Origin of the sequence: Rhodococcus sp. AH-ZY2, assembly GCF_030916465.1 — a bacterium.
Taxonomy (GTDB): domain Bacteria; phylum Actinomycetota; class Actinomycetes; order Mycobacteriales; family Mycobacteriaceae; genus Rhodococcus; species Rhodococcus ruber.
This window is the reverse complement of sequence record NZ_CP126458.1, coordinates 1651906-1663664: the sequence shown is the minus strand read 5'-3', so window position 1 is coordinate 1663664 and position 11759 is coordinate 1651906. Positions and strand designations below refer to the sequence as shown.

At 70.3% G+C, this 11759-nt stretch carries 12 protein-coding genes; 2 read left to right on the top strand and 10 right to left on the bottom strand.

Going from position 1 to position 11759, the window contains the following annotated elements; genetic code table 11:
* Positions 1-80: 80 nt before the first annotated feature.
* The gene (gene nhaA, locus QNA09_RS08785; RefSeq protein WP_010592782.1) at positions 81-1307 is read right to left on the bottom strand and encodes a Na+/H+ antiporter NhaA; all 1227 of its coding nucleotides are present in this window, start codon (positions 1305-1307) and stop codon (positions 81-83) included.
* 494 nt (positions 1308-1801) lie between these two features.
* Between nhaA and QNA09_RS08780 the strand changes: the two genes are divergently transcribed.
* On the top strand, positions 1802-2176 hold the full coding sequence (locus tag QNA09_RS08780) for an acetoacetate decarboxylase (protein WP_308072422.1): 375 nt from the start codon (positions 1802-1804) through the stop codon (positions 2174-2176).
* Positions 2173-3027, top strand: a complete 855-nt coding sequence (locus QNA09_RS08775; protein ID WP_234420184.1) for an SDR family oxidoreductase — start codon at positions 2173-2175, stop codon at positions 3025-3027. Before QNA09_RS08780 ends, QNA09_RS08775 begins: the two co-directional genes overlap by 4 nt.
* A gap of 9 nt (positions 3028-3036) precedes the next feature.
* Here QNA09_RS08775 and QNA09_RS08770 read toward each other — a convergent pair whose 3' ends face one another.
* The 9 genes from QNA09_RS08770 to QNA09_RS08730 all read right to left on the bottom strand — a co-directional run bounded on the left by QNA09_RS08770 (position 3037) and on the right by QNA09_RS08730 (position 11586).
* A complete protein-coding gene (locus QNA09_RS08770; protein WP_308072421.1) occupies positions 3037-3507 on the bottom strand; it encodes a hypothetical protein in 471 nt (156 codons plus the stop codon).
* A gap of 93 nt (positions 3508-3600) precedes the next feature.
* Entirely contained in the window at positions 3601-4470 is an 870-nt protein-coding gene (gene mutM, locus QNA09_RS08765) for a bifunctional DNA-formamidopyrimidine glycosylase/DNA-(apurinic or apyrimidinic site) lyase (RefSeq protein ID WP_017680528.1), read from the bottom strand.
* Between the two features lie 6 nt (positions 4471-4476).
* Positions 4477-5238 (bottom strand): ribonuclease III, encoded by a 762-nt coding sequence (gene rnc, locus QNA09_RS08760; protein ID WP_010592787.1) that lies wholly within the window; start codon positions 5236-5238, stop codon positions 4477-4479.
* A gap of 20 nt (positions 5239-5258) precedes the next feature.
* The gene (gene rpmF, locus QNA09_RS08755) at positions 5259-5441 is read right to left on the bottom strand and encodes a 50S ribosomal protein L32 (RefSeq protein ID WP_003939052.1); all 183 of its coding nucleotides are present in this window, start codon (positions 5439-5441) and stop codon (positions 5259-5261) included.
* Between the two features lie 2 nt (positions 5442-5443).
* Entirely contained in the window at positions 5444-6058 is a 615-nt protein-coding gene (locus tag QNA09_RS08750) for a DUF177 domain-containing protein (RefSeq protein ID WP_017680526.1), read from the bottom strand.
* 117 nt (positions 6059-6175) lie between these two features.
* Positions 6176-6937 carry a DivIVA domain-containing protein gene (locus QNA09_RS08745; RefSeq protein ID WP_010592789.1) on the bottom strand — a complete coding sequence of 254 codons (762 nt, stop codon included), beginning with the start codon at positions 6935-6937 and terminating at the stop codon, positions 6176-6178.
* Between the two features lie 167 nt (positions 6938-7104).
* Positions 7105-7599, bottom strand: a complete 495-nt coding sequence (gene coaD, locus QNA09_RS08740; RefSeq protein ID WP_003939055.1) for a pantetheine-phosphate adenylyltransferase — start codon at positions 7597-7599, stop codon at positions 7105-7107.
* The gene (gene rsmD / locus QNA09_RS08735) at positions 7596-8228 is read right to left on the bottom strand and encodes a 16S rRNA (guanine(966)-N(2))-methyltransferase RsmD (RefSeq protein ID WP_228287162.1); all 633 of its coding nucleotides are present in this window, start codon (positions 8226-8228) and stop codon (positions 7596-7598) included. The genes coaD and rsmD overlap by 4 nt, the downstream gene beginning before the upstream one ends.
* Entirely contained in the window at positions 8185-11586 is a 3402-nt protein-coding gene (locus tag QNA09_RS08730; protein ID WP_010592791.1) for a pyruvate carboxylase, read from the bottom strand. Before QNA09_RS08730 ends, rsmD begins: the two co-directional genes overlap by 44 nt.
* Between the last annotated feature and the right edge of the window lie 173 nt (positions 11587-11759).

Here is an 11759-nt window from a genome sequence, read left to right as displayed (position 1 = left end):
ATGTCCGTCCGTCCATTCTAGGCGGGGTCGATCGCCTCGCCCAGGAATCGCCGATCCCTGTCACGCGACCCGGCGGAGCCTCAGCGCTGGTAGACGTCCGGGATGCCGTCGTGATCCGCGTCGACGGTCTCGAGTTCGGCGATCCTGCGGTAGGCCCGGTTCCGGGAGCGGAGCACGACCGAGGCGGCGAGCGCCGCCGTGAGGGAGCCGACGAGGACGGCGACCTTGACGTGGTCGGCCGCGACCGTGCCGGCGCCGTACGCGAGATCCCCGATGAGCAGGGAGACGGTGAAGCCGATGCCGCCGAGCAGCGCGACTCCGAGCACGTCCAGCCAGCTCAGACCCTCGTCCAGGTGGGCGCGGGTGAACCGGGCCATCAGGTAGGTGACGCCGAAGATCCCGACGACCTTGCCGAGCACGAGGCCCGCGACGACACCGATCGAGATCGGGTCGCGGAGCGCTTCACCCAGGCCGTCGAGGCCACCGATCGTCACGCCGGCGGCGAAGAACGCGAAGATCGGGACAGCCACCCCGGCCGACAGTGGCCGGAGGCGATGTTCGAACTGCTCGGCCATGGCTTCGGTTCCGGTGCGTGTCCGGCGGGCGACCGGCACGGTGAACCCGAGCAGGACGCCGGCCACGGTGGCGTGCACGCCGGATTCGTGGACGAGGAACCATGTGAGCGCCGCCAGCGGCACCAGCAGCCACCAGAACCGGATGCCTCGCTGCACCGCGAGCGCGAAGGCGAGCAGCGGCAGCAGCGCCAGTCCGAGGTATACGAAGTCGAGGTCGTCGGTGTAGAACACCGCGATCACGGTGACGGCGAGCAGGTCGTCGACGACGGCGAGCGTCAGCAGGAAGGTACGCAGGGCGGCCGGGAGGTGCGTCCCGATGACGGCGAGGATGGCCACGGCGAAGGCGATGTCGGTGGCGGTGGGCACGGCCCATCCCGCCAGGGCGTCCCCTCCGCCACGCAGATTCACCGCGACGAACACCACGGCGGGAACCGCCATTCCCCCTACCGCGGCAGTGATCGGCACCGCGGCGCGCCGTAGATCGCGCAGGTCGCCGGCGACGAACTCGCGCTTGAGTTCCAGGCCGACGACGAAGAAGAAGATGGCGAGCAGGCCGTCGGCCGCCCACGTCCCGAGAGACAGGTCCAGATGCAGGGCGGACGGGCCCACCGTGGTGTCACGGAGGCTGTGGTAGGCGTCGGACCACGGCGTGTTGGCCCAGATCAGGGCCGCGAGCGCGCCGATGAGCAGCAGGATGCCGCCGACCGTCTCCTTGCGGAGAATCTCGGTCACCCGCTTGGATTCCTCCCACGATCCACGTGAGAGCAACGGCAGGCGGGAGAAGGGTGTCGTCATCGATCGTCCTCGGATTTCGCGCAGCGGTCATCGTTTGCCGACCAGACTTCCCGGCGCACCGAGTCCACCGTATCCCACCCGGCGCCCCCGATCCGAGCCGAGAGGCACCGAAGGCGACATCGCCACGCAGACGGCAATGCGGGTCCTCGGCGTCGACGATGCGGTGCACACCGGGCGTCCGCGCGAAACGCCGGACGGTCTTCCCGTCGCCCTGGCATCGCCCCCGTACCGGACCCGGCAGCTCGAGCGAGGCATTCTGCAAGCAGACGCGCGAGTGCGTGGGTCCCCGATCGCCGCGAATCAGAATGCATGCCGCACGAACGGGATACGCTCCGGAAGGTGTTCACCGTCTCCGAGGTCGAGACATATTCGAAGCCTGCCCACTTCGCCCCCCGCGCCCCTGGGGTCGTGGACGTACTGCGATGTGACCGGTGTCGCCATCACGGTACCGCACAGATCCGCAGGCCCGACGCGTCACGTCCGGGGGGGGCTTCGAGATCACCGAAGCGGTCGTCGAGATCGGATACGCGATGAACCGCGGCGTGGGGTCGATGGCCGGCGGCGGCTACATCCCACACATCGGCAGGCCCGGCACGGCCCTGAGCCACCCGACGCTGTACCCGATCGATCTCACCTACACGCAGGAGGGGCAAGCGGAGGGAACGATCGACCGGCATTTGCTCACCTGGGAGGAGAACCCCACCCAGAGGCACGTCGCCGACGCTCCGGCCGGATTGCCGATCGACGACGTCACGCGCGGCCACCAGGCCCTCCAGGTCGCCTCGGCACGGAGGTTGTGGACATGAGCGGGCATTTCGAAGGAGGGGTGTGCGTCGTCACGGGCGGGGCCTCGGGGATCGGCCGCGCCGTCGGCGAGGCGCTCGCGCGCGCGGGCGCGGTCGTCGTGCTCGCCGACCGCGACTCGGAGCGGCTCGCCGCGGCACGTGAGTCCCTCGTCGAGCACGCCGGCCGCGTCGAGTGCGCAACCGTGGACGTGATGCGGCAGCAGGAGGTCCAGCACCTGATCGAGGAGGCGGCCTCCCGCCACGGCCGCCTCGACTTCCTGTTCAACAACGCGGGGGTAGGCGGCACGTTGCCGATCGGTGAGGCGACGCTCGAACAGTGGCGGCGCATCGTGGATCTGAACCTGTGGGGTGTGATCTACGGGATCCATGCCGCCCTGCCGATCATGCGGAGGCAGGGCGGCGGTCACCTCGTCAACACCGCATCGGTCGCGGGGCTGGTGCCGTTCCCATATCAATCGCTCTACTGCACAACGAAATTCGGGATCGTAGGGTTGAGCGAAGCATTGCGGTACGAACTTGCCGCCGACGGCATCCGGGTCTCGGTGGTGTGCCCCGGCAACGTTGCCACCCGGATCTTCGAGACCTCGCTCATGGGAGATCCCGTCGCGGGCCGAGCCCCCGACGACTCGATCACCGCCGACGAGGCCGCGCGGACGATCCTGGACGCCGTCGCCGCGGGGGAAGGGATCATCGCCTTCCCCGAGGGCCCGAAACACCTTTGGGACGTCTACCGCACAGCCCCCGAGCAGGTCGCCGAATACATGCTGGGCCTGGCGGATCAACGCCGGTCCGCCTACGCGACGGACGACGCCGAGGCGCTGTTCCGCCCACGCCGGCTCGGAGACGGCTGAGCAGCGCCGCTACGGAGACGGATAGGTACTGATCGAGATCAGCGTCCCGTCACCACCCGACGAGACCGAGATGGAGGCGCCCTCCCCCGTCTTCCTGATCGTGAGACTCGTGCTGTACGGAGTGACACTTTCGGAGACCGTCTGCCACCCCTCCCGGTCCACGAAGTCGAGGTAGAAGGCGCCGACCTGTTCGATCGGGTCGGAGGTCGTCAGGACGGTCGAGCCGATCGATCGGCTGACGAGTGTCGACGGCTGATAGGCCGGGATCCCACCCGTCGCTTCGGTGACCTGCGGCTCGGTGCCCGGCTGCCCGGGTTCGGACCCGGCCGTCCCGGTCGGTGGGGTCGTCTCCGGGGCTGTCTCGGTGGTCGTCTGCGCCGACTCGCTCGGGTACGTGTCGTCGGTGCCGCAGCCGCCGACCGCGAGTGCCACCGCCAGCGCTGCCGCAGTCACGGGCACGGCCGTCCTCGATGTTCGCATGTGCGTCCTCCTCCGCCGCTCCCACTGTGCCTGCCCGGAGCGGGATCGTGAGGCGGATTCGCCGCTTCGACGGTTTCGGAGGTGGGCGGAAGCTCAGACTCGCCGCGCGCTCCGGGGCGGCGGCTGACAGGTCGGGCAACTGAACGACGAGCGGTTCATGAACTTCTCGCGCCGGACCGGCGTACCGCACCGTGGGCACGGCAGGTTCTCCTGGCCGTAGACGTTCAGCGACCGATCGAAGTATCCGGACTCGCCGTTGACGTTGACGTAGAGGGCATCGAACGAGGTGCCACCCTGCGCGAGTGCCTCGCCCATCACGTCGCGGGCCGCGTCGAGGAGCCGGCGCAGGGTCGGTCCCCCGAGCCGGTCGGCGGCACGGTTGCCGTGCACGCCGGCCCGCCACAGCGATTCGTCGGCGTAGATGTTGCCGATGCCCGACACGACGGTCTGGTCGAGGAGGAGGCGCTTGATCTCGGAGTGCTTGCCGCGCAGCACCTTCACCACGGCGGCCGCGTCGAACGCGGGGTCCAGGGGGTCGCGGGCGATGTGCGCGACGGGTTCCGGCAGGACGGCACCGTCGACCTCGACGAGCGGGGCGAGGGCCCAGCCGCCGAAGGTGCGCTGATCCACGAACCGCAGATCGGTGCCGTTGTCGAGAACGGCACGGATGCGCAGGTGTTTCTCGTCCGGCACCGCAGGCGGCTGGACCAGCATCTGTCCGCTCATCCCGAGATGCACGACCAGCGCGACGTCGGCGGGCTCGAGGACGAGCCACAGGTACTTGCCGCGACGCTGGACCGCGGCGACGGCCTGCCCGGTCAGCCGCAACGCGAGATCCCGCGGACCGGGTTCGTGCCGGCGCACCGCACGCGGATGCAGCACCTGGACGGACTCGATGGTGGCGCCCCGGACGTGCGCGTCCAGGCCGCGGCGGACGACCTCGACCTCGGGCAGTTCGGGCACGTCGGGTCAGTTCTGGTCGGCGGCGGCGCCGGTGGGGGCGGCGTCGCTGTCGGACAGGCTCTGCCAGGCCGCGGCGGCGGCCTTCTGCTCGGCTTCCTTCTTCGTGCGTCCCACGCCGACACCACGGGCGTCGCCCGCGACGATCACGGTCGCGGTGAATTCCTTGTCGTGGTCCGGGCCGGTGGCGGTGATCTCGTACGCGGGCACGCCCACGCCGCGTTCCGCGGTCAGTTCCTGCAGGCTCGTCTTCCAGTCGAGGCCGGCGCCGAGGCGCGGGCCCCGCTCCAGGAGTTCGGCGAACAGGCGCAGCACGACGGTGCGTGCGACGTCGATGCCGTGCTGCAGGTGGACGGCACCGAGCAGCGACTCCATGCCGTCCGCGAGGATGCTGGGCTTGTCACGGCCCCCGGTGAGTTCCTCACCCTTGCCGAGCAGCAGGTGCGGACCGAGGCCCCCCTCCCCGAGGGAGCGCGCGACCTCGGCGAGGGCGTGCATGTTCACCACCGAAGCGCGGATCTTCGCGAGTTCACCCTCGGACTTGTCCGGGTGTGACAGGTACAGCTTCTCGGTGACGGTGAGGCCCAGGACGGCGTCACCGAGGAACTCGAGACGCTCGTTGGTCGGCAGGCCGCCGTTCTCGTAGGCGTAGGAGCGGTGCGTGAGCGCAAGCGTCAGCAGCTCCGGATCCACATCGACACCGAGGGCGGCGAGAAGGGACACGTGTTCCCCTTCGCCGCCCTCGGATGCGGTGGTCGAATCGCTCGTCACGATGTCTCAGAATTCGAGAACTAGACGGCGGCGGTCACCTGACGGCCGTTGTAGGTGCCGCACGACGGGCACGCCACGTGGGGCAGCTTCTTCTCACCGCAGCCACGGTTCGGGCAGGTGACGAGCGTCGGCGCAGTGGTGTTCCACTGGCTCCGCCGCGACCGGGTGTTCGAACGCGACATTCTGCGCTTGGGGACGGCCACGTCTACTTCTCCTCGTTGTTCTTGCTGTCGGGTGCACTGCTGGGTTCTTCGGAGCCTGCGCCGAAAGCGGCTGCCAACCCAGCCCAGCGAGGATCCATTCTCTCATGCCCGTGCCCGGATTCCGCAATCGCCAGGCGAATGCCGCATTCGGGGCACAGTCCCGCGCAGTCGTCACTACACAACGGCCGCAGCGGAAGTTCCAGTCCGACGGTGTCGACGATGACCGGCTCGAGGTCGATCGTGTCGTCCACCAGGCGGTGGACCTCGTCCTCGTCGGTGGTCTGCTCCGTGACGCTGTTCGGGTAGGCGAACAGCTCCGTCAGGTACAACTCCACCGAGTCCTCGAAGGGTTCGAGGCAGCGCGAGCACTCGCCGACTGTATCGGCACGCACGGTCCCGGTGACGAGGACCCCCTCCGAGACCGCTTCCAACCGGAGGTCGAGTTCCACATCCGTGCCTTCCGCGATCGCGATCGCGTCGAGTCCGATCCGCACCGGCGCGGGTACCACTTCGTGGACGGTGCGCATGGAGCCCGGACGGCGGCCGAGCGAGAGTACGTCCAGCACGAGACCCGAATCCCGGGCGGGATGCTGGGAGCTGTGACGGCGGGCAGACACGGGAATGCTTCTTCCTCTTTCCAGGTGGCGGATGCCGCGGGGCGGCTGGGCAACCACTCCACGATACGCGACGGACCCGGGCTCGGCGAAATCGCCCCCGCGCGGACGCCGGTGGCGTCAGCGGCGCCGCTCGGACCGGCGTTCGGCCTCCGTGTAGTCGGGCACCCCGGCGCCTGTTCGCAACTGCTGCCGGCCGCGGCCCACCGACCGCAGGGTCGTGCCGAGCACGTCCTCGAACTCGGCGAGCTTGGAGTCGACGTACTCGTCGCATTCCGACCGCAACCGATCCGACTCGGCGTGTGCGGCGTCGATGACCCGGGCCGACTCGGCGTGCGCGGCCTGGACGACCTCCGTCTGCGACACCAGCCGGGCCTGCTCGGCCTCGCCGTCGGCGACCGACCGCTCGTACGAGGCCTTGCCTGCCTCGATCATGCGGTCGGCCTCGGCCTGCGCGCGGGCCGTCACGGACTCGTACTGGTCCTTGGCGTCGGCGATCGTGTCGTCGGCTTCGGCCTGGGCGTCGCGCAGCAGATCGTCGGCGTGGGCGCGGGCCTCCTGCACCATCCGGTCCGCCTGCGCCTTCGCGTCGGCGAGCATGCGATCCGCGTCCGCGCGGGCGTTGTCGAGAGTCTCGCGGGCCTCCGCGTCGGCATCCGCGACCGTCTTGTCGGCCTGAGTCCGCGCGTCCCCGATGAGCTTGTCGCGATGGTCCAAAACGTCCTGCGCGTCGTCCAGTTCCGCCGGCAGCGCGTCGCGGACGTCGTCGAGCAGATCCAGTACGTCGCCGCGCGGGACCACGCAGCTCGCGGTCATCGGGACACTGCGTGCTTCCTCGACGATCGCGACCAGCTCGTCGAGTGCCTCGAATACGCGGTACACGCCCAACCCCAATCGTCGTCCCGGCGCGGCCGGTGCGACCGGCGCCGGATGCAAGTCTGCCGCAGGTACCGTCCGAGTCGCGCATCGCGCACCCGGTGTGTCGGCAATCGAACGGGCCGCGCCGACCCGCCCGTCGGATCCGATCAGCGCTGCGCGGCTGGGTCCGATCAGCGCTGCGCGGCTGTCCGCTCCGCGATCCGCGCCAGGAGCCGCTTGTGCACCGTTGCCGGAAGCATGTCGGCGACGTCGCCGCCGTAGGTGGCGACCTCCTTGACGAGTGAACTCGACAGGTAGCTGTAGGCCGGGTTGGTCGCGACGAAGAGGGTGTCGACGCCGGTGAGCTTGTGGTTCATCTGCGCCATCTGCAGCTCGTAGTCGAAGTCGTTGGCCCCGCGCAGGCCCTTGACGATGGCGGTGATCCCGTGGGCGCGTGCGTAGTCCACCAGCAGGCCCTGCCAGGAGTCGACGCGCACGTTGCCGAGATGGGCGGTGGCTTCGGTGAGCATCTCGATGCGCTCGGGGACCGTGAACATTCCCTGCTTGTTGGGGTTGATCACGACGGTCACCGTCACTTCGTCGAACTGCACGGCAGTCCGCGAGATGACGTCGAGGTGGCCGTTGGTCACGGGATCGAACGAACCGGGGCAGACCGCACTGCTCATGAGTCCGAACCGTAGCAGGTGGCGATCTCGATCCGGGTCTCACCGTACTTGCGGACGCGTTCCGGTTCGAGGGCGTCCGGCCAGACCGTCTCCGGCGAGCGGGAAGAACGCTCGAGCACCACCACCGAGCCCTCCCCCACCCAGCCCCCGTCGACCAAAACGGTGAGCATCGCGGACACCGCCTGCTCGGTCACCGCATACGGCGGATCTGCGAGCACGAGGTCGTAGACCCGGTCCGGGGCACCGCCGAGCACCGCGGCCACCGGCGCCGCCCGCAGCACCGCAGGCAGCCCGAGTTCGCGGATGTTCCGGCGAATCACCGCGGCGGCCTGCGCGTCGGACTCGACGAGCAGGGCGTGGGCAGCGCCCCGGGACAACGCCTCGAGCCCGAGGGCGCCGGAGCCGGCGTACAGGTCCAGCACCGACGCGCCGTCGAGCTCCATCCGGGCCGTGAGCGAGCTGAACAGCGCCTCGCGGACCCGCTCGGAGGTGGGGCGGGTCCCGCGGGGCGGCACCTTCAGGCGCCGCCCCCCGGCCCGGCCGGCCACGATCCGGGTCATCGCACCGTCCCGGAGAACCGTCCGATCACTCCGCGCTCTCCTCGGTGGACACGACGACCAGCAGGTCACCGCCCTCCACCTGGGACACCCCGGCGAGGGCGACGCGAGTGACCACGCCGCCGCGCGGAGCAGTGATCGCGGCCTCCATCTTCATCGCCTCGATGGTGGCGACGGTGTCGCCGGCGGCGACCCGGTCACCCTCGGCGACCAGGAGGGTCACGGCGCCGGCGAACGGCGCGGCGACGTGCCCGGGGTTGGCGCGATCGGCCTTCTCCGCGGCCGGAACCTCGCTGGCGACGGACTTGTCGCGCACCGACACCGGGCGCAGCTGCCCGTTGAGGATGCACATCACGGTCCGGAAGCCGCGCTCGTCCGGCTCGGAGATCGCCTCGAGCCCGATCAGCAGCTCGACGCCCTTGTCCAGGCGCACCCGGTGTTCCTCCCCGCGCCGCAGCCCGTAGAAGAACTGGTTGGCCGACAGCTCCGAGGTGTCGCCGTAGCGGTCCCGGTGCTCGAGGAACGCCTGGGTCGGGCCGGGGAACAGCAGCCGGTTCAAGGTGGCGCGGCGCTCGGTGGAGGTGTCGTCGAGGGCCTTCTCCTCCTCGGACGTCAGCGGCACCTCGGCCTTGGGGGCGCCCCGGCCCTCGAGGGCCTTCGAGCGGAACGGCTCGGGCCACCCGCCGGGCGGAGTGCCGAGCTCGCCGCGGAGGAATCCGATCACCGAGTCCGGGATGTCGAAGCGGGACGGATCGGCCGCGAACTCCTCGCTGGCGACGCCGGAGCCCACCAGGTGCAGAGCCAGGTCACCGACGACCTTCGACGAGGGGGTGACCTTGACCAGCCGACCGAGCATCCGGTCGGCGGCGGCGTACTTTGCCTCGACCTCCTCGAACCGGTCACCCAGGCCCAGCGCGATGGCCTGCTGCCGCAGATTCGACAGCTGCCCGCCGGGGATCTCGTGGGTGTAGACGCGGCCCGTGGGTGCGGGCAGGCCCGACTCGAACGGCGCGTACACCTTGCGCAGCGCCTCCCAGTACGGCTCGAGGTCGCACACGGCCTGCAGGTCGAGGCCGGTGTCGTGCTCCGAGTGGGCCGCCGCGGCGACGATCGCCGACAGCGCGGGCTGACTGGTGGTGCCGGCCAGCGCGGCGGACGCCCCGTCGACGGCGTCGGCGCCGGCCTGCCACGCCGCGAGGTACGTCGCGAGCTGGCCGCCGGGGGTGTCGTGGGTGTGCACGTGCACCGGCAGGTCGAAGTTGCTGCGCAGCGCCGAGACCAGGGTGGCGGCCGCGGGGGCGCGCAGCAGTCCGGCCATGTCCTTGATCGCCAGCACGTGGGCCCCGGCCTCGACGATCTGCTCCGCCAGGCGCAGGTAGTAGTCGAGGGTGTAGAGCGTCTCTCCGGGATTCGACAGGTCCCCGGTGTAGGACATCGCGACCTCGGCCAGGGCGGTCCCGGTCTCGCGGACCGCGTCGATCGCCGGCCGCATCTGGTCGACGTTGTTCAGCGCGTCGAAGATGCGGAAGATGTCGATGCCGGTGTCGGTGGCCTCACGGACGAACGCGCGGGTGACCACCTCCGGGTACGGGGTGTAGCCGACCGTGTTCCGGCCGCGCAGCAGCATCTGCAGGTTGATGTTGGGGATGGCCTCGCGCAACGCCGCAAGACGCTCCCACGGATCCTCGTGCAGGAACCGCAGCGCGACGTCGTAGGTGGCGCCGCCCCACGCCTCGATCGACAGCAGTTGCGGGGTCATCCGCGCGACGTGACCGGCGACGGTGAGCAGGTCCTTGCTGCGCACGCGGGTCGCGAGCAGCGACTGGTGCGCGTCGCGGAAGGTGGTGTCGGTGACGGCGAGGGCCTTCTGTTCGCGCAGCGCCTTCGCGAAGCCGTCCGGGCCGAGGGCGAGCAGCCGCTGCCGCGAGCCTGCCGGCGGGGCGACGTCGAGGTCGATCTTCGGCAGCTTGTCGTGCGGGTACACCGTCGTCGGGCGCTCGCCGTGCGGCTTGTTCACCGTCACGTCGGCCAGGTACTCGACGATCTTGGTGCCGCGGTCCGCGGACGTCTTGGCGGTCAGCAACTGGGGTCGCTCGTCGATGAACGACGTGGTGACGTTGCCGGCCCGGAAGTCCGGGTCGTCGAGCACGGCCTGCAGGAAGGGGATGTTCGTCGACACGCCGCGGATGCGGAACTCGGTGACCGCGCGGCGGGCGCGGGCGACGGCGGTGGGCAGGTCGCGGCCGCGGGCCGTGAGCTTGACCAGCATCGAGTCGAAGTGGGCGGAGACCTCGGCGCCGACGGAGGTGCCGCCGTCGAGGCGGATGCCGGCGCCGCCGGGCGTGCGGTAGGCACTGATGCGGCCGGTGTCGGGCCGGAAGCCGTTGGCCGGATCCTCGGTGGTGATGCGGCACTGCAGCGCCGCGCCGCGGATGGCGACCTTGTCCTGCGACAGGCCCAGGTCGGTCAGCGACTCGCCGGAGGCGATGCGCAGCTGCGCCTGCACCAGGTCGACGTCGGTGATCTCCTCGGTGACCGTGTGCTCGACCTGGATGCGCGGGTTCATCTCGATGAAGACGTGGTTGCCGCGGGAGTCGAGGAGGAATTCGACGGTGCCGGCGCAGCTGTAGCCGATCTGCTTCGCGAACGCGACGGCGTCCGCGCAGATCCGCTCGCGCAGCTCGGGCGCGAGGTTCGGTGCCGGGGCCAGCTCGATGACCTTCTGGTGGCGGCGCTGCAGCGAGCAGTCCCGCTCGAACAGGTGCATGACGTTGCCCTGGCCGTCGGCCAGGATCTGCACCTCGATGTGCCGGGGATCGACCACGGCCTGCTCGAGGAACACCGTGGGATCGCCGAACGCCGCGTCCGCCTCTCGGGACGCCGCCTCGATCGCCTCGCGCAGCTGGCTGCGCTCGGCGACGCGCCGCATGCCGCGTCCGCCGCCGCCGGCGACGGCCTTGACGAAGATCGGGAACTCCATCGACTCGGCCGCCTCGAGCAGCTCCTCGAGGTCGGCCGACGGCTCGGACGACGCCAGCACCGGCAGGCCCGCCGCCTTCGCCGCGGCGATCGCCCGGGCCTTGTTCCCGGTCAGCTCCAGCACGTGCGCCGACGGACCGATGAAGGTGATGCCTTCCGCCGCACACGCCGCCGCCAGATCCGGGTTCTCGGACAGGAAGCCGTAGCCGGGGTAGACCGCGTCGGCCCCGGCCTTCTTGGCGGCGGCGACGATCTCAGCCACGGACAGGTACGCGCGGACCGGATGCCCCTGCTCCCCGATCTGGTAGGCCTCGTCGGCCTTGAGCCGGTGCAGGGAATTGCGGTCCTCGTACGGAAACACCGCGACGGTACCGGCACCCAGTTCGTAGGCGGCACGGAACGCGCGGATCGCGATCTCGCCTCGGTTGGCGACAAGCACTTTGGAGAACATTGGACGACGGTACCGCGACGTAACACTCCGTTCGGCGCCTGCATCCCAGATCGTGGGACGAACGGCAGTCTTCGGCCGACTGAAACGATGCAGGTCGAGAGATCTTTAACGCGCCGGAAACACGGAGGAGGCGTCCGCCGTCACCTCACGCGGGCGCCGCACCCGACGTGCGC